General features: G+C 69.7%; 15 protein-coding genes and 1 pseudogene. 5 read left to right on the top strand and 11 right to left on the bottom strand.

What is annotated here, in order from left to right; genetic code table 11:
* Positions 1–160: 160 nt before the first annotated feature.
* Positions 161–604, top strand: a complete 444-nt coding sequence (sodX, locus tag OHA58_RS11420) for a nickel-type superoxide dismutase maturation protease (RefSeq protein ID WP_405478602.1) — start codon at positions 161–163, stop codon at positions 602–604.
* On the opposite strand, the gene OHA58_RS11415 is transcribed toward sodX, so the two are convergent.
* Positions 508–1,137, bottom strand: a complete 630-nt coding sequence (locus OHA58_RS11415) for a CGNR zinc finger domain-containing protein (RefSeq protein WP_405478601.1) — start codon at positions 1,135–1,137, stop codon at positions 508–510. The two genes, sodX and OHA58_RS11415, sit on opposite strands and share 97 nt — an antisense overlap.
* Before the next feature lie 91 nt (positions 1,138–1,228).
* Here OHA58_RS11415 and OHA58_RS11410 point away from each other — a divergent pair, with 91 nt between their 5' ends.
* The gene (locus OHA58_RS11410; RefSeq protein ID WP_405478600.1) at positions 1,229–2,002 is read left to right on the top strand and encodes a class I SAM-dependent methyltransferase; all 774 of its coding nucleotides are present in this window, start codon (positions 1,229–1,231) and stop codon (positions 2,000–2,002) included.
* 78 nt (positions 2,003–2,080) lie between these two features.
* Here OHA58_RS11410 and OHA58_RS11405 read toward each other — a convergent pair whose 3' ends face one another.
* From OHA58_RS11405 to OHA58_RS11395, 3 genes are read right to left on the bottom strand one after another with little or no spacing between them, the layout of a single operon-like run.
* Positions 2,081–2,842 carry an amino acid ABC transporter ATP-binding protein gene (locus tag OHA58_RS11405; RefSeq protein WP_405478599.1) on the bottom strand — a complete coding sequence of 254 codons (762 nt, stop codon included), beginning with the start codon at positions 2,840–2,842 and terminating at the stop codon, positions 2,081–2,083.
* Complete coding sequence (locus OHA58_RS11400) at positions 2,839–3,786, bottom strand: amino acid ABC transporter permease (RefSeq protein ID WP_405478598.1); 948 nt, start codon at positions 3,784–3,786, stop codon at positions 2,839–2,841. The genes OHA58_RS11405 and OHA58_RS11400 overlap by 4 nt, the downstream gene beginning before the upstream one ends.
* A 42-nt stretch (positions 3,787–3,828) precedes the next feature.
* Positions 3,829–4,791, bottom strand: coding sequence for an ABC transporter substrate-binding protein (locus OHA58_RS11395; protein WP_405478597.1), 963 nt, complete (start codon positions 4,789–4,791; stop codon positions 3,829–3,831).
* Between the two features lie 581 nt (positions 4,792–5,372).
* On the opposite strand from OHA58_RS11395, the gene OHA58_RS11390 reads away from it, so the two are divergent.
* Entirely contained in the window at positions 5,373–6,617 is a 1,245-nt protein-coding gene (locus OHA58_RS11390) for an NADP-dependent malic enzyme (protein ID WP_383095557.1), read from the top strand.
* A gap of 123 nt (positions 6,618–6,740) precedes the next feature.
* A complete protein-coding gene (locus OHA58_RS11385) occupies positions 6,741–7,703 on the top strand; it encodes a zinc-binding dehydrogenase (RefSeq protein WP_100595910.1) in 963 nt (320 codons plus the stop codon).
* Between the two features lie 106 nt (positions 7,704–7,809).
* Here the strand turns inward: OHA58_RS11385 and OHA58_RS11380 are convergent, their stop codons facing one another.
* The gene (locus tag OHA58_RS11380; RefSeq protein WP_405478596.1) at positions 7,810–8,850 is read right to left on the bottom strand and encodes a helix-turn-helix transcriptional regulator; all 1,041 of its coding nucleotides are present in this window, start codon (positions 8,848–8,850) and stop codon (positions 7,810–7,812) included.
* A gap of 1 nt (position 8,851) precedes the next feature.
* Entirely contained in the window at positions 8,852–9,775 is a 924-nt protein-coding gene (locus tag OHA58_RS11375) for a DUF4097 family beta strand repeat-containing protein (protein ID WP_405478595.1), read from the bottom strand.
* Positions 9,776–9,954: 179 nt separating this feature from the next.
* Here OHA58_RS11375 and OHA58_RS11370 point away from each other — a divergent pair, with 179 nt between their 5' ends.
* Positions 9,955–10,803 (top strand): hypothetical protein, encoded by an 849-nt coding sequence (locus tag OHA58_RS11370; RefSeq protein ID WP_405478594.1) that lies wholly within the window; start codon positions 9,955–9,957, stop codon positions 10,801–10,803.
* 24 nt (positions 10,804–10,827) lie between these two features.
* Here OHA58_RS11370 and OHA58_RS11365 read toward each other — a convergent pair whose 3' ends face one another.
* From OHA58_RS11365 to OHA58_RS11345, 5 genes and pseudogenes are all read right to left on the bottom strand, one after another.
* Positions 10,828–11,010: a DUF6104 family protein gene (locus OHA58_RS11365; RefSeq protein WP_019075209.1), complete on the bottom strand. Its 183-nt coding sequence runs from the start codon at positions 11,008–11,010 to the stop codon at positions 10,828–10,830.
* Positions 11,011–11,095: 85 nt separating this feature from the next.
* Entirely contained in the window at positions 11,096–14,959 is a 3,864-nt protein-coding gene (locus OHA58_RS11360) for a multifunctional oxoglutarate decarboxylase/oxoglutarate dehydrogenase thiamine pyrophosphate-binding subunit/dihydrolipoyllysine-residue succinyltransferase subunit (protein WP_405478593.1), read from the bottom strand.
* 261 nt (positions 14,960–15,220) lie between these two features.
* Positions 15,221–16,391 (bottom strand): annotated as a pseudogene (locus OHA58_RS11355) (ATP-binding protein).
* Positions 16,392–16,407: 16 nt separating this feature from the next.
* Positions 16,408–17,145 (bottom strand): response regulator transcription factor, encoded by a 738-nt coding sequence (locus tag OHA58_RS11350; protein WP_116510033.1) that lies wholly within the window; start codon positions 17,143–17,145, stop codon positions 16,408–16,410.
* A 93-nt stretch (positions 17,146–17,238) separates the two neighbouring features.
* The gene (locus tag OHA58_RS11345) at positions 17,239–17,940 is read right to left on the bottom strand and encodes a spermidine synthase (RefSeq protein WP_405478592.1); all 702 of its coding nucleotides are present in this window, start codon (positions 17,938–17,940) and stop codon (positions 17,239–17,241) included.
* Between the last annotated feature and the right edge of the window lie 10 nt (positions 17,941–17,950).

The following is a 17,950-nucleotide window of genomic DNA, read 5'->3' as shown; positions in this document are numbered from 1 at the left end:
TGTCCTTCCTCGTGATCGTCTTCTCAGGTGGGACATTACTCCGTGGCAGAGGGGTTTTCTCGGGTGCCCCCATGGGCTTAGGACAAAAGTCCAGGGCCAGACTGGGACTGGTGGAGGATGGGACCGCAGGACCGGCGGGCGGAACCGGGGAGGATGTCTGATGCCTGAGACGGCAGAGGAGACGCGGGAGGCCAGGGTGCCGTTTCAAATCATCGAGGTGGACGGGCCGTCCATGGTGCCCACGCTGTATCCCGGCGACTGGATGCTCGTGCAGCACGGCGCCCGGGTACGGCCGGGGGACGTGGTCATCCTGCGGCACCCCTTCCAGCAGGATCTGCTCGTGGTGAAGCGGATCTCCGGGCGGCGGGACGGGGGTTGGTGGGTGCTCGGCGACAACCCCGACGCCGGCGGCGACAGCGAGGTGTACGGGGCGGTGCCCGACGACCTCGTGCTCGCCAAGGTGCGCGGGCGCCTGCGCCGCCGCAAGCCGTGGGTGGAGGGCGAGCGTCAGCGGTCCGTGATGGCCGTGGCCTCGTGGGCCTTCTCGGCGCTGCGCCCCGTGCTGTCCGACCGGTCCGCCTCGGCGCGCTTGCGGGCGCGGTAGGCGGCGACGTTGGCGCGGGTCGCGCAGCGGTCCGAGCAGTAGCGCCGGGAGCGGTTCGTCGACGTGTCCAGATAGGCGTTGCGGCACGGCGACGCCTCGCACAGGCCGAGGCGGTCCACGCCGTACTCCGTGAGATGGAAGGCGAGGCCCATCGCGGCGATCGCCGCGTATCCCGCTGTCGCGTTCGACGGGTGGTCCGCGAGGTGCATGTGCCACAACGGGCGGTCGTCGTCGTCCCGGTGGTCGTGCCCGGAGATCTGCGGGCTCACCGGGAACTCCAGGAGGAGCGAGTTCAGGAGGTCGACCGCGAGCGTCTCGTCGCCGCCGTCCGCCGCCTCGAACACCGAGCGCAGGCGCGCCCGTACGCCGCGGAAGCGGGTCAGGTCGGCGTCCGTGGCGCGCCGGGCCGCCGACTGGTTCGCGCCGAACAGGTCGCGCACGGCCTCGACCGTGGTCAGGGAGTCCTTGCCACGCCCCGGCTCCTCGCTGTTGACCAGACGTACGGCGTAGTCCGAGTAATAGGCCAGTTCCACTTGTAGTCCTTACCGGGGCGGTCTATCTTCGTCAGTGACGGGAGTAATGGCTGCTCTTGCTTCGAGGGTATTACGTACGGGAGGGTTCTCGATGACGGGATCTACGGAAACCGCCGGAGTCACCGCCGACTGGCGCGCCTGGCAGGACAGCTGGGACCGGCAGCAGGAGTGGTACATGCCCGACCGCGAGGAGCGGCTGCGGGTCATGCTCGACATGGTGGAGGCCTTCGCCGGGCCCACGCCGCGCGTGCTCGACCTCGCGTGCGGTACGGGAAGTATTACGGACCGGCTCCTGAAGAGGTTCCCCGGAGCCGCCAGTGTCGGCGTCGACCTCGACCCCGCGCTGCTCGCCATCGCCGAGGGCACCTTCGCGGGCGACGACCGCGTCACCTTCGTGACCGCCGACCTCAAGGACCCGCACTGGGCCGCGCGGCTGCCGCACACCTCGTACGACGCCGTCCTCACCGCCACCGCCCTGCACTGGCTGCACAACGAACCGCTCGCCACCCTCTACGGACAGATCGCCGGCCTCGTCCGCGACGGCGGTGTCTTCATGAACGCCGACCACATGATCGACGACACCACGCCCCGGATCAACGCCGCCGAACGCGCCCACCGCCACGCGCAGATGGACCGCGCCAAGACGTCCGGCGCGCTCGACTGGGCCGAGTGGTGGGCCCTCGCCGCCAAGGACCCGGTACTCGCCGGACCCACCGCGAAGCGCTTCGAGATCTACGGGGAGCACGCCGACGGCGAGACCCCGTCGGCCGACTGGCACGCCCGCACCCTGCGCGCCGCCGGGTTCGCCGAGGCCCGCCCCGTGTGGCGCTCGCCCTCGGACGCACTGGTGCTCGCGGTCAAGTAGCCCCGCGCATGCGGAAGGGGGCGGTGCGGACTCCACGTCCGTACCGCCCCCTCCGTCTGCCCGTCTGCGTGTGCGGAGCTACAGCACCTTCGACAGGAAGGACTGCGTGCGCTCGTGCTGCGGGTTCGTCAGGACGTCGCGCGGGTGGCCCGACTCGACGACCACGCCGCCGTCCATGAAGACGAGGCTGTCGCCGACCTCGCGCGCGAAGCCCATCTCGTGCGTGACGACGATCATCGTCATGCCGGACTCGGCGAGGTCACGCATGACGTCGAGGACGTCGCCGACGAGCTCCGGGTCGAGGGCCGACGTCGGCTCGTCGAAGAGCATCAGCTTCGGGTCCATCGCGAGGGCCCGGGCGATGGCGACGCGCTGCTGCTGGCCGCCGGACAGCTGCGAGGGGTAGTTCCCCGCCTTGTCGGCGAGACCCACGCGCTCCAGGAGCTCACCCGCCCGCTGCCGCGCCTGCGACCGGGACTGGCGCTTGACCTGGACCGGCGCCTCCATGACGTTCTCGAGAGCCGTCAGGTGCGGGAAGAGGTTGAAGCGCTGGAACACCATGCCGATGTCCCGGCGCTTGAGCGCGACCTCGCTGTCCTTCAGCTCATAGAGCTTGTCGCCCTTCTGCCGGTAGCCGACCAGTTCGCCGTCGACGTAGAGCCGGCCGGCGTTGATCTGCTCCAGGTGGTTGATGCACCGCAGGAAGGTCGACTTGCCGGAGCCGGAGGGGCCGATGAGGCAGAAGACCTCGCCCTCCTTGACCTCCAGGTCGATGCCCTTGAGGACCTCGACGTTGCCGAAGGACTTGTGGACGCCTTCGGACTTCACCATGGCGGTCATGCCGTGACCCCATTACGGTTCGAGAGCGACAGCAGGTTCGCCTTGATCTTCTGGAACGGTGTCGGGGGAAGCGAGCGGCTGGAGCCGCGGGCGTAGTAACGCTCCAGGTAGTACTGGCCGACGCTCAGGATCGACGTCATGATCAGGTACCAGGCGGCGGCGAGGAAGAGCATTTCCACCGGGGAGCCGGAGGTCTGGCCGATGTCCTGGGCGTACTTCAGTAGTTCGTAGTACTGGACCGCAGAGACCAGCGAGGTCGTCTTCAGCATGTTGATGACCTCGTTGCCCGTGGGCGGCACGATCACGCGCATCGCCTGCGGGATCACGATCCGGCGCAGGGTTTTGGCGTGGCTCATGCCGAGGGCGTGCGAGGCCTCCGTCTGGCCCTCGTCGACCGAGAGCAGGCCGGCGCGGCAGATCTCCGCCATGTAGGCGGCCTCGTTCAGGCCGAGTCCGAGCAGCGCCGTCAGGAACGGCGTCATGAAGCTGGACCAGTAGTCCTTGTAGATCGGTCCGAGATTGATGTACTCGAAGACCAGGCCCAGGTTGAACCAGACGAACAGCTGGACCAGGACCGGCGTACCGCGGAAGAACCAGATGTAGAACCAGGCGATCGATGAGGTCACGGGGTTCTTCGACAGGCGCATCACGGCGAGCAGGACGCCTCCGACTACGCCGATCGTCATGGACAGGGCGGTCAGCAGCAATGTCTGGCCGACGCCCTTCATGATGCGCTGATCAAAGAAGTAGTCCGGGACCGCGCCCCAGTTGATCTTGCCCTGGGCGAATGCGTAGACGATCGCGGCGAGGGCGGCGATCGCGACGACGGCGGCCACATAGCGGCCGTAGTGCCGGACCGGGATGGCCTTGATGGCCTCGGGGCCCGCCTTGGGCGGCGGCGGGACGTCCTCGGGCCCGTCCGTCTTGTCGATGTCAACAGACACGGGTGTTGCCTTTCAAACGGCTGGGTGACGAAAGGGACGCGGTCACTTGCCGCCGTTGACGGTGGCTTCCTTGACCGCGCCGGCCTCGACGCCCCACTTAGCGATGATCTTCTCGTACTCGCCGTTCTTGATGACGGCGTCGAGCGCCGCATTCAGGGCGTCCCGCAGCTGGGTGTTGCCCTTGGCGACCGCGATGCCGTACGGGGCGGCCTCGACCTGGTCACCGACGATCTCGAAGTCCTTGCCGCCGCCCGAGGTCTTCACCGCGTACGCGGCGACCGGGAAGTCGGAGGAGCCGGCGTCGGCGCCGCCCGAACGCAGTCGGGTCTGGGCCTGCTGGTCGTTGTCGAAGGCCTCGATGGAGAGCTTCTTGCCGGAGGGGCACTTCTTCGCCTCCGCCTTGGCCAGGTCGTGCGAGACCGTGCCGCGCTGGACGACGACCTTCTTGCCGCACAGGTCGGACCAGGTCTTGATGCCCTGGGTCTTGCCCTTCGGCGTGTAGATCGAGACGCCCGCGTTGAAGTAGTCCACGAAGTCGACGCCCTCGCCGACCTTCTTGCCGGTGTCGGAGTCGACACCGTTCTGCCGGTCCTTGGTGTCCGTCATGGCCGACATCGCGATGTCGTAGCGCTTGGAGCGCAGACCCGTGATGAGGGTGTCGAACGTGCCGTTCTGGAACTCGAACTTCACGCCGAGCTGCTTGCCCATGGCGGCCGCGAGGTCGGGGTCGATACCCGCCGTGTTGCCGGACTTGTCCTTGAACTCGACCGGCGCGTACGCGATGTCCGAACCGACCATGATGACGCCCTTGTCGCGGATCTCCTTGGGGAGCTTGCTCGCGAGCGGGGCGCCCTTGGTGGAGTCGGCGGGCGCGTTCTTGTCCTTGGTCTGGTCACCGCAGCCGGACAGCAGCAGAGTGCCGGCGACCGCGATCGCGCCGACCACGGCAATCCGGGACTTCGCGGACTTCGCAGCGGTCGAACGACGGGTGGTGCTTGCGGTCATTTCTGGTTCCTCCGGCAGGGTGAGGGAGTAGCCGATGCAGAGATCCGGCACACACCTTCGAGTGTCGCGACCTCGTGTGATTACGGCATCTTGCCATTCGGACCCGGCCATTCAGGGCCCCTGCTATGTCAAAATCGGATAACGGGTTACCCCCGTACCGCTCCCGGACCCCGACAGGTCGGTACATCCCGCCAACGGGCGAGCGAATATCTGCGGCGACAGCGCCGTCCGGCCGGAAGATCTGCGGCCCCACGGCTCGCGTCTCACCATGTGAGCGACGCTCCATCGGCTTTGAGCTCGGCTTGAGGTCCGGCCCCTAATATCCGGATCCTCGGCTATGAGTCATGTCACCGCGCTGTGATCGATCACAAATGGACTCGTCCGGGGTGGCGTCCGTCAGGTAAGAAGGTTCTTTACACCCCTCATCCGGGGCTCAGGGCGCGCGTGCGGCGCGCCCATCGCGTACTGACCCGTACGAGTGCAAGACACCCGACATGTGGGTCATACGCGGTGCCCGCCCGTTCCTCAACCAGGAGCGGACCCACCCTCAACTGATGATTAAGACTTAAGGGGTCATACAAGTGGCAGCGGAGATCGTCAATCCTCGCAGCGACGCCGGTTCCGGCCAGGCCAGTGCGGGCCAGGCGCATACCGGCAACGAAAGCACCGAAGAGCCCTTCGATCCGGCCTTCGCACTGCACCGAGGCGGCAAGATGGCCGTGCAGGCCACCGTGCCGGTGCGTAACAAGGACGACCTGTCCCTGGCGTACACGCCGGGCGTCGCGAAGGTCTGCTCCGCGATCGCGGAGAATCCCGAGCTCGTCCACGACTACACGTGGAAGTCGTCCGTCGTGGCCGTCGTCACCGACGGCACCGCGGTGCTCGGCCTCGGGGACATCGGTCCCGAGGCGTCCCTCCCGGTGATGGAGGGCAAAGCGATCCTGTTCAAGCAGTTCGGCGGCGTCGACGCGGTGCCGATCGCGCTCGGCACGACCGACACGGACGAGATCATCGAGACCGTCGTCCGCCTCGCTCCCTCGTTCGGCGGTGTGAACCTCGAGGACATCTCGGCGCCGCGCTGCTTCGAGATCGAGCGCAGGCTCCAGGAGCGGCTCGACATCCCGGTCTTCCACGACGACCAGCACGGCACCGCCGTGGTCACGCTGGCGGCGCTGAAGAACGCGGCCAAGCTCAGCGGGCGCACGCTGGGCGAGCTGCGCGCCGTGATCTCGGGCGCCGGTGCGGCCGGTGTCGCCATCGCCAAGTTCCTCCTCGAGGCGGGGCTCGGCGACGTGGCGGTCGCGGACCGCAAGGGCATCGTCAGCCGGGACCGCGAGGACCTCACGGACGTCAAGCGCGAGCTGGCCGAGCTCACCAACAAGGCCAACATCACGGGTTCGCTCGAGACCGCGCTCGCCGGCGCGGACGTCTTCATCGGCGTCTCCGGCGGTACGGTCCCGGAGCCCGCGGTCGCCTCGATGGCGCCCGGCGCCTTCGTCTTCGCGATGGCCAACCCGAACCCCGAGGTTCACCCGGACGTGGCCCACAAGTACGCGGCGGTCGTCGCGACCGGGCGCTCCGACTACCCGAACCAGATCAACAACGTCCTCGCCTTCCCCGGCATCTTCGCCGGTGCGCTCCAGGTGCGGGCGTCGCGGATCACCGAGGGCATGAAGATCGCGGCTGCGGACGCGCTCGCCGACGTGGTCGGTGACGACCTGGACGCCGGGTACGTCATCCCCTCGCCGTTCGACGAGCGGGTCGCTCCCGCGGTGACCGCGGCCGTCGCCGCCGCCGCGCGCGCCGAGGGTGTCGCCCGACGCTGACCACGCCGCAGGCCCCGACCGCGCCCCGTGCGCCACGGATCGACTCCGTGGGGCGCGGGGCGCGGCGCGTGTCACAGCCCTACGGTGTTCCGCACGGCACCCGGCGGACCTAGGGTCAAGGTCATGTTCGCTGCCTACGCCGCCCGAATCGACCGTGACCAGCCGCTGAACGGCCTTGAGTTGGGGGATCGCCCGGCCCCCGAGGCCCGCCCCGGCTGGACGACCGTGAACGTCAAGGCCGCCTCCCTCAACCACCATGACCTGTGGTCCCTGCGCGGGGTCGGACTCGGTGAGGACAAGCTCCCGATGATCCTCGGCTGCGACGCGGCCGGGATCGACCAGGACGGCAACGAGGTCGTCCTGCACTCCGTCATCGGCCAGGCCGGTTACGGGGTCGGGCCCCGGGAGGGCCGGTCCATCCTCACCGAGAAGTACCAGGGCACCTTCGCCGAGCAGGTGACCGTGCCCGAGTGGAACGTACTGCCCAAGCCGAAGGAGCTCAGCTTCGAGGAGGCGGCCTGCCTGCCGACCGCGTGGCTGACGGCGTACCGGATGCTGTTCACCAACGCCGGTGTGCGGCCCGGTGACTCCGTGCTCGTGCAGGGCGCCGGCGGCGGGGTCGCCACGGCCGCGATCGTCCTCGGCAAGGCGGCCGGTCTCAAGGTCTTCGCGACCAGCCGCGACGAGGCCAAGCGCAAGCGCGCCCTGGAGCTCGGCGCCGTCGAGGCCGTGGAGTCGGGTGCGCGGCTGCCGCAGCGCGTGGACGCCGTCATCGAGACGGTCGGCGCGGCCACCTGGTCGCACTCCATCAAGTCGCTCAAGCCCGGCGGCACGGTCGTCATCTCCGGCGCCACCAGCGGCGACCGTCCCTCGCACGCCGAGCTGACCCGCGTCTTCTTCCTGGAGCTGAAGATCGTCGGCTCGACGATGGGCTCGAAGGACGAGCTGGAGGACCTGCTGTCCTTCTGCGCGGCCACCGGCGTGCGCCCGGTAATCGACGAGACCCTCCCGCTGGACCGCGCCCGCGAGGGCTTCGAGCGGATGGAGGCCGGCGGTCAGTTCGGCAAGATCGTGCTGACGGTCTGACCCAGGCGCACCTTGTCTGACCTTGCTGGATCCTGCCTGACCTTGGGATCTGTGAGGGTCGGGGGCGGTGCCCCTCGACCCTCCCCGCCCCCGGCCGTCGCGCGGGTCAGCCCTTGGGTGTCCGCAGGGACGCCCCGATGTGCGCCGCCGCCTCCGACAACCGGCGCCGGGCCTCGCGGAGTTGATCCTCCGTCACCCCGTGGTCCCTGGCCGTGTCGCGGATGTCGTCGCGGAAGCGGTCGAGGAGGCGGTCCAGATCACGGGCCGGGTCGCCGGTCGAGTCCTCATGGCTCCACGACGGCAGATACTCCGCGGGGATGTCGCCATGGGTGACCCGCACCTCGGGCCCGGCGCCGTCCGAACGGGCCGCGCCGCCCGCCTCCTTGCCGAAGTGCTTGCCCAAGTCGCCGAACTCCTTGGCCAGTTCGGTCAGGCCCTCCCGGACCCCCGTGGGCCAGTCGCCCTGCGCGAAGTGGTCCTGGACCTGGTCCTGCACCCGCTTCGCCAGACGCTGCACCTGCTCCTGCGCCTGCTCGCGCGCCTGCTCCTGCGCCTCCTTGGCCTGCCGTCGCGCCCGCTGGGCCTCCTCGCGGGCCCGGCGGCTCTCGTCCTTCGCACGCCGTGCCTGCTCCTTCCACTCCTGCCGGGCGCGGCGCAGCTCCTCCTTGGCCGCGCGCCACGCCTCCTTGTCCCCGAAGTCCTGGAAGTCACCGAACGCGCCCGGCCGCTCGCTCTTGCGCGTGGTCGTCCCCGACCCGTTCCTCGCCTCCGAGGCGGCCGCGCGCATCTCTCGGCGCAGATCGCCCGCCGCGCCCCGCACGTCGTCCCGGATCTCGGCGGCGAGCTCCGCCACGGACTCGCGGATCTCCAGCTCCAGGTCGGCCAGCTCACCGCTGCGGTCGGCCAGCTCGGCGCGGCCCGCGTCGGTGATCGAATAGACCTTTCTGCCGCCCTCCGTGGTGTGCGTGACCAGCCCTTCGGCCTCCAGCTTCGCCAGGCGCGGGTACACCGTGCCCGCCGAGGGCGCGTACAGGCCCTGGAAGCGCTCCTCCAGGAGCCGGATCACCTCGTACCCGTGGCGCGGGGCCTCGTCGAGCAGCTTCAGGAGGTACAGGCGCAGGCGGCCGTGGGCGAAGACGGGGGGCATGTCAGAGCACCTTCTTGTCGGCCGGGCCGCCGGCGGCGGCGTCAGGGGCGGTGGGGGAGTCGGCGGCGGGGGAGTGCTCGACGGGGGCGTCCGCGGCGGGAGTATGGGCGTCGTCCTCTGCCAGAGGTCGCCGCAGGAGCGCGATCGATCCGGAGACCGTCGTCGCCTTCAGCTTTCCGCGGCCCGTGCCGAGCCTGCCCGTGATGCTCTTGGCGCCCCAGTGGCCGCCGACCCGCAGATCCTCGAAGGCGTTCGACACGGATCCGCTCGCCGTGTTCGCCTCGACCTCCGCGTCCGCGGGGTGCGGGAGGCGGATCGCGATCTCGCCCGAGACGCTCGTCAGGTTCACATCTGTCGCCCGGTCGGCCGGGTCGAGGTCCACGATCATCGAGCCGCTCACCGAGTCGGCCCGCACGGAGGGGCCCGCGCCCTCGACGACGGTCAGGTCCCCGGAGACGGAGTTGAAGCGCAGATCCCCTGTCACCGCCTGGGCCTCGACATTCCCGGAGACCGTGTCCGTGCGCACATCGCCCGCGACGCCGACCAGTGTCGTGTCGCCGGTGACGCCCTTGACCTCCGTACGCCCCTGTATCCCGGACACGACCGCGCCGGCGCCGACGACGCCGACCTCGACTCCGGTACCTGCCGGGACCGCCAGGGACACGACCGCGCTGCGGCGCCAGCCCTTGGGGTCGAGCCACTTGAGGAAGCCCTTCCAGGGCAGATCGTCGTACGCGACGGTCAGCACGCCGTCCGCCAGGGTCACCTGGAGCGGTGGGCCTTCGATCCCGGACACCTCCAGGCGGGCGGAACCTTCGTCGGTGCCCACGACGTTCACCGTTCCGTTGACGATGCGTACGTGGAGCGTCGTCACGGGCTCGTCGAAGGCGAGCTTCTGCGGCTCTGCCACGGACCACTCGGGCATGGTGCGACCTCCTCGGCGGGACGGATCGGGAGCGGACGCGTTGTATCGCACCCTTGCGAGACACGATATATCGCGGATACGGAAAGTCAAGACAGTCGCGACTCGATTCCGTCGTATCGGTCACCTCGCACAGGGGCATTCATGGGCCAAACCCCACAAACTGACCTAGCGTTGAGTCCATGCCGTCCGACGCCACCGCCGACTCCGCCGGCACCCCCGCCCCGCAGGCCAGGGCCGCGGGAGCGCTGCTGCTGTGTCGCGCCGACCCCGCCACCGTCGGTCCCGCCGCCCAGCTCCTGCGCGAACGCATGCTCCTCGCCCAGGCGGGACCCGACTGGAGCGTCCTGGTCCCCGAGGGCAAGCCCTGGCTGCACGGCGGCGAACGGGTCGACAGCGTCCTCGCGGGCTGGGCCGCGGCCCTCGCCGTCAGCGCCCCCTGGCCGGTGCTCGCCCTGTGGTGGGACGCCGAACACAGCGGCTACACCCTCGCCTCGGGGTTCCGCCGCCCCGTCGGCTACGTATGGCTGGCGAACGGCACACCCGTCGGCGAGGACGAAGCGACGCGCACGTTCGCCGCGCGCCTCGGCCTCGACCCGGTCCTGGACATGCAGTCCCTGGAGGAGCTCACACGGTCCGACAGCGGGGCGGACGCCCGTGCCCGTCTGCTCGGCCTGCTCGCCGTCCTCACGCGCGCGGGGCTGATCCTCCCGGCCGGTCTGACCCCCGGCGAGCCCGCCGACCGGCTGCGCGAGGTCGCGCGCGTGCAGCCCGGCGCCGAACACATCGAGTGGTCCGGCTGGCGCGACGCCGTCCGCGCGGAACTCGACGTCGTCGAACGCAGCGCCATCGGACCCTGGCTGCGCGGCCCCACGGCGCGCACAGCGGCGGCGGTCCAGCTCGCCGTGGGCATCCCGCTCACCGTGTGGGGCCTGCGCCGGCGCGGCATTGGCCGGGCGGCCGCGGGCGCGCTCCTCGTCGTACACGGCGCGCTCGGCCTCGCCTACGACCGGCTGCGCGCCTGGGACTGAGGTCTGCTCCCGGGACGGGGCCTGCTACTCGTCGTCATCCTCGTCGTCGAGCCGTGCCAGCCATGTCGCCAGCCGCTCGACCGGCACCTCGAAATCCGGGTTCAGGTCGACGAACGTGCGCAGCTGCTCGGCGAGCCACTCGAAGGTGACCTCCTCCTCGCCGCGCCGCTTCTCCAGTTCCTCGATGCCGCGGTCGGTGAAGTACATGGGCCAGTCGCTCCTGGGGTGATACGGACGTGGGGCCCGGAACAACGTTCCGGGCCCCACAATCGTACGTACGAGGTCAGGCTGCTCAGGCCTCGAAGACCTCGCGCACCAGCTGCTCCTGCTCCGCCTGGTGACGCTTCGCCGAGCCGACCGCCGGGGACGAGCTGTGCGGCCGCGAGATGCGGCGCAGGCGCTCACCGTGCGGGACGTCGGCGCCGACCGCCAGGTCCAGGTGGTCGATCAGGTTGAGGGCGATGAAGGGCCACGCGCCCTGGTTCGCCGGCTCCTCCTGGGCCCACAGGTACTTCTCGGCGTTCGGGTACTTGGAGATCTCCGCCTGGAGCTCGGCACCCGGCAGCGGGTACAGGCGCTCGAGGCGGATGATCGCCGTTTCGGCAGCCGCAGCGTCCGTGACGCCGCGCTTCTTCCGCTCGGCCTCGAGGTCGTAGTAGACCTTGCCCGCGCAGAAGACGACCTTGCGGACCGCGGCCGGGTCCACCGTGCTGTCGCCGATGACGGGACGGAAGCCGCCCGTCGTGAACTCCTCCGCCTTCGACGCGGCGGCCTTGAGACGCAGCATCGACTTCGGCGTGAAGACCACCAGCGGCTTGTGGTGCGGGTTGTGCACCTGCCACCGCAGGAGGTGGAAGTAGTTCGACGGGAGCGTCGGCATGGCGACCGTCATGTTGTTCTGCGCGCACAGCTGGAGGAAGCGCTCCGGGCGGGCGGACGAGTGGTCCGGGCCCTGGCCCTCGTAGCCGTGCGGCAGGAGCAGCGTGACGCCGGAGGTCTGGCCCCACTTCTGCTCGGCGGCCGAGATGTACTCGTCCACCACCGTCTGCGCGCCGTTGACGAAGTCGCCGAACTGCGCCTCCCACATCACGAGCGACTCGGGACGGGCCAGCGAGTAGCCGTACTCGAAGCCCATGACCGCGTACTCGGAGAGCAGGGAGTCGTAGACGTTGTAACGCGCCTGGTCGTCCGAGAGGTACAGCAGCGGGGTGAAGTCCTCGCCCGTCTCACGGTCGATCAGGACCCCGTGGCGCTGGCCGAACGTGCCGCGGCGCGAGTCCTGGCCCGAGAGGCGCACCGGGGTGCCCTCGAGGAGCAGGGAGCCGATGGCGAGCGTCTCGCCCATGCCCCAGTCGATCGTGCCGTCCTCGATCATCGCCGCGCGGCGCTGCAGCTGCGGCAGCAGACGCGGGTGGACGGTGACGCGGTCGGGGATGTTGACCTGCGACTCGGCGATCCGCTTCACGGTCTCCTGGGAGATCGCGGTGCTGACGGCGACCGGGAACTCGGCCTGCGGGTCGACCGCGGGGGCCGGGGCCGGAAGCGACGTGGCCTCGCGGACCTCGGCGAACACCTTCTCCAGCTGCCCCTGGAAGTCCTGCAGGGCCTGCTCGGCCTCTTCCAGGGTGATGTCGCCACGACCGATGAGGGACTCGGTGTAGAGCTTGCGCACCGAGCGCTTCTTGTCGATCAGGTCGTACATCAGCGGCTGTGTGAACGCCGGGTTGTCCGACTCGTTGTGACCGCGGCGGCGGTAGCAGATCAGGTCGATGACGACGTCCTTGTTGAACGCCTGGCGGAACTCGAAGGCCAGTCGGGCAACGCGGACGACGGCCTCGGGGTCGTCGCCGTTCACGTGGAAGATCGGCGCCTCGATCATGCGGGCCACGTCCGTGGCGTACATGGAGGAGCGCGACGACTCCGGGGCGGCGGTGAAGCCGACCTGGTTGTTGATGACGATGTGGACCGTGCCGCCCGTGCGGTAGCCGCGCAGCTGCGACATGTTGAGCGTCTCGGCGACCACACCCTGGCCAGCGAAGGCCGCGTCACCGTGCAGGGCGACCGGCAGGACCGTGAAGTCCGTGCCGCCCTTGTTGATGATGTCCTGCTTGGCGCGGACGATGCCCTCGATGACCGGGTCGACCGTCTCCAGGTGGGACGGGTTCGCGGCCAGCGAGACCTTGATCTGCTCGCCGTCCAGGCCGGTGAAGGTGCCCTGGGCGCCCAGGTGGTACTTCACGTCGCCGGAGCCGTGCATCGACTTCGGGTCGAGGTTGCCCTCGAACTCGCGGAAGATCTGCGCGTACGACTTGCCGACGATGTTCGCCAGGACGTTCAGGCGGCCGCGGTGGGCCATGCCGATGACGACCTCGTCGAGGCGCGACTCGGCGGCGGAGTCGATGACCGCGTCGAGCAGCGGGATGACGGACTCGCCGCCCTCCAGGGAGAAGCGCTTCTGGCCGACGTACTTCGTCTGCAGGAACGTCTCGAACGCCTCGGCCGCGTTCAGCCGGCGCAGGATGCGCAGCTGCTCCTCGCGCTCCGGCTTGGTGTGCGGGCGCTCGACGCGGTCCTGGAGCCACTTGCGCTGCTTCGGGTCCTGGATGTGCATGTACTCGATGCCGGTGGTGCGGCAGTACGAGTCACGCAGGACGCCGAGGATGTCGCGCAGCTTCATCATCGACTTGCCGGCGAAGCCGCCGACCGCGAACTCGCGCTCCAGGTCCCACAGGGTGAGGCCGTGCTCGGCGATGTCCAGGTCGGGGTGCTTGCGCTGGCGGTACTCCAGCGGGTCGGTGTCGGCCATGACGTGGCCGCGGACCCGGAAGGAGTGGATCAGCTCGAAGACGCGGGCGGCCTTCGTGACGTCGTCGTCGTGCGAGGCGTCGATGTCCTTGAACCAGCGGACCGGCTCGTAGGGGATGCGCAGCGCCTTGAAGATCTCGTCGTAGAACTCGCCCTCGCCGAGGAGGAGGTTCGCCACGACGCGCAGGAACTCGCCGGAGGCGGCGCCCTGGATGACCCGGTGGTCGTAGGTCGACGTGAGCGTCATGACCTTCGAGATGCCGAGCTTGTTCAGGGTGTCCTGGGACGTGCCCTGGAACTCCGCGGGGTAGTCCATCGAGCCGACGCCCATGATGACCGACTGTCCGGGCATCAGACGCGGCACGGAGTGGACGGTGCCGAGGCCGCCGGGGTTGGTCAGCGAGACCGTGACACCGGTGAAGTCGTCCATGCCGAGCTTGCCGTCGCGGGCGCGGCGGACGATGTCCTCGTAGGCCTGCCAGAACTCGAAGAAGTTCAGCGTCTCGGCCTTCTTGATGCCCGCGACGACCAGCTGGCGGTCGCCGTTGGGCTTCACCAGGTCGATGGCGAGGCCGAAGTTCACGTGCTCCGGCTTGACCAGCGTCGGCTTGCCGTCCTTCTCCGCGAAGGAGTAGTTCATCGACGGCATGGCCTTGATGGCCTGCACCATCGCGTAGCCGATGAGGTGGGTGAAGGAGATCTTCCCGCCCCGGGCGCGCTTCAGGTGGTTGTTGATGACGATGCGGTTGTCGAACAGCAGCTTCACCGGGACCGCGCGCACGGACGTCGCCGTGGGGACCTCGATGGAGGCGTTCATGTTCTTCGCGACGGCGGCGCTCGGGCCGCGCAGCGTCACGAACTCGGGGCCGCCGACGGCCTCGGTCGCGGGCTGCGCCTTGGCGGGAGCGGGGGCCTTCACGGCAGCGGCGGCCGGCTTCGCGGGCGCCGCGGCGGCGGGCTTGGCCACCGGGGCGGCCGGAGCCGCCTTGGCCGGAGCCGGAGCCGGAGCTGCGGCCGGAGCCGGGGCTGCCGGGGCCGGGGCTGCCGGGGCCGGGGCTGCCGGAGCGGCGGGCGCCGCGGCAGTGCCCGCAGCCCCCGCGGCTGCGGTACCGGCGGTGCCGGGACCGGAACCCTGTGCGGGGGCTCCGGTCGTCGGCTGGGCCGGGGCACCCGGCTTGTAGTCGGCGAAGAAGTCCCACCAGGCTCGGTCAACCGAATTCGGGTCCTGGAGGTACTGCTGATAGATCTCGTCGACGAGCCACTCATTGGGACCGAAAGCGGCGGCAGGGCTCTTGCCCTGCCCCTCTTGGTCGGTCGAGGTGCTCGAGTTACTGGGGGACTGTGGCGACACGGCGGTAACCGCCCTCTTCCGCTTCTCACAAGGTGATGGACAGCGGGAATAAAGGCTACGCCTCCAACACCGGGACTTGCAGACCGGGCCGGTCATCCGTCGCGTAAGTCACACCGGAAGCCGTGTTTCGGCGCTGGAAATGGCGGGAAACAAGCGGGGTTCCGGTTCACCTTGGGTACGTCCTTGTACGAGTGCGGCCCATCGGCCCGCACCCCGTGACGAATGGCACGGCGATCTTGTGCTTCCGGTTCGAACCCTACGTCAACTCTGAGCTCGGGGCAGGCCCGGAAGAGTGACCTGGATCCGGCAGCCGCGAGCCGATTCGGCCACGCCGATCCGGCCGCCGTGCAGGTCCACGGCCCACCGGGCGATGGCGAGGCCGAGACCGGTGCCGCCGTCGCTGCCGGGGCCGTGCGCGGCGCCCTTCACATGGCCGCCCCGGTTGAAGCGCTCGAAGACGCGGTGCCACTCGGAGCGGGGGATGCCGGGGCCCTCGTCGAGGACCTCCAGATCGAGCGACTCCGGATAGAGGCCGCGCCGTGCGAGCACGGTCACCCGGCCGTGCGGCGGGCTGTGTTTCACGGCGTTGTCGATGAGGTTGGCCACCACCTGGTGGATCCGCTCGGGGTCCGCGTGCGCGGTCAGCTCGGGCGGGGACACGTCCAGGTGCAGATGCACGTCCGTACGCGTGTGGGTGCCGGAGCCCGAGGCGATGCCGGCGCGCTGCGAGGCGACCATGTTGGCCTCCTTCAGAACGCCCGACAGATAGGGCCATACCTCGAAGCGGCGCGCCTTGAGCGGGACCACGCCGTTGTCGAGCCGCGAGAGGTCGAGCAGCGTCTCGACCAGCCGGCCCAGGCGCTCGGTCTGTTTCAGGGCGGTGCGCATGGTCTCGGGGTCGGCGGCCGAGACCCCGTCCACGACGTTCTCCAGGACGGCGCGCAGGCCCGCGATCGGGGTGCGCAGCTCGTGCGAGACGTTCGCCACGAGCTCCTTGCGCTGCTGGTCCTGGGCCTCCAGGTCGTCGGCCATGCGGTTGATGGTCGCGGCCAGGTCGCCCAGCTCGTCGCGCCGGTCGGCGCCACGGACCCGGCGCGTGTAGTCGCCGTGCGAGATGGAGCGGGCGACGGTGTTCATCTCGTCGAGCGGCGCGGTCAGCGAGTGCGCCACGAACTGGGTGATGAGGAGCGTCGCGATGACCGAGAAGACCGTGATGAAACGGAGCTCGGTCTGAGTGCGGACGGCGACCATCAGCAGTCCGGTCGTGATGAACACCGAGACGACGACCAGCGTGCCGAGCTTGGTCTTGATGGAGAACGGCCGCAGACCGCCCTGCACCCAGTGGCCCGCGAGGGGCCGGGCGGCCGGGGGAGCGCCGGGCGGGAGGCCCGGCGGCCCAGGCTCGTACCCGTCCGAGTCCCGTACGTCGGATGCGCCGCCGCTGCCGGTCATGGCGTCGGCGTCTCCAGCGCGTAGCCCACACCGTGGACGGTGCGGATCCGCTCGGCGCCGATCTTCCGGCGCAGCGCCTTGATGTGGCTGTCGACGGTCCGGGTGCCCGACGCGTCCGCCCAGTCCCACACCTCGGCGAGCAGCTGCTCACGCGAGAGGACGGCGCGGGGCGTGTTGGCCAGGCAGACCAGGAGGTCGAACTCCGTGGGCGTCAGATGGACGTCCTCGGAGCGCACCCGCACCCGGCGCTGTGCGTGGTCGATCTCCAGCTCGCCGAGCCGCAGGATGCCGCTCCTGGGCGTGGCCGCCGCGAGCGCCGCGCGCTCGACCCTCCGCAGCAGGACGTGCACGCGCGCCGCGAGCTCCCGCATCGAGAAGGGCTTCGTCATGTAGTCGTCGGCACCCACGCCGAGCCCGACGAGCATGTCCGTCTCGTCGTCGCGCGCCGTGAGCATCATCACCGGCACCGGCCGCTGCGCCTGCACACGGCGGCAGACCTCGAGCCCGTCGAAGCCGGGCAGCATGATGTCGAGGATCAGCAGGTCCGGCTGCCATGCCTCGGCCGTGTCGACCGCCGCCGGACCGTCCTGTGCCGTTTGCACGAGGAATCCCTCGGCACGCAGCCGCGCGGCGATGGCGTCGACGATCGTGGGGTCGTCCTCGACCACCAGGACCCGTCGCTGGGCACCCGGCGTCGCCGTGCTGCCATTGTGGGAGGTGTGTGTCTGCTCCATCGCCCCGCCCCTGAATGCGCACATCCGTGTGCGCTTGACGCTTGAATGATCTGGGTTTCGGCAGTCAGCGTACGGGGAGTTACCGCGAGTCGGCTACGCAGGCCTGACCCCGAGATGTACGACGTCCGGAACGCCCCGGACAACCGGGATCTCTTCGGTGCGGACCGACTGGAATCCGGCATTCCGCAAGGTTCCTTCAAAATTTGCGGAGGGCTGTGCGGACCACACGGCGAGCACGCCACCAGGCGTGAGTCGCGCCCGGCAGGCCGCAAGACCTACCGGTGAGTAGAGATTGTCATTACCCTCCGTTACCGTCCAGCCGGGGCCGTTGTCGATATCGAGGCACAGTGCGTCGTACGTCTCGGTCGATTCCTGGACGTACGAGACAAGGTCCGCCTCCACAATCTCCGTGCGCGGATCGGCGAGCGCTGACCGTGACAACTCGGACAGCGGGCCCTCCCGGTGCCAGTCGACGATCGCCGGCTCGCGCTCGACGACGGCGATGCGGCCCCAGCGGGAATTCGCAGCCGCGTGCGTGAGGGAGAATCCGACACCGAGTCCGCCGATGAGAATTCCGGGCGCCGGGCGGTCGTCGAGAGCGTCGAGCGCCGCGTCGACCAGCAGGCGCTCGGAGCGGCCGTCGGACGTGTCCATCAGGAAGCAGCCGTTGGCGATGATCTGGAGCAGCGCGCCGTGGCGCCGCAGTACGACCTCTCCGAAAGGCCCTTCGCGCCGGTCGAGGACGACGGGGGCGGTGTGGTCGGTGTCGTACGGGATGGGGTACGAGGTGGACATGGCGTCCATC

This window comes from Streptomyces sp. NBC_00009, assembly GCF_045040855.1.
GTDB classification, from domain to species: domain Bacteria; phylum Actinomycetota; class Actinomycetes; order Streptomycetales; family Streptomycetaceae; genus Streptomyces; species Streptomyces aureus.
Note: the sequence above shows the minus strand (reverse complement) of the source record. Positions and strands in the feature narration are given on the sequence as shown.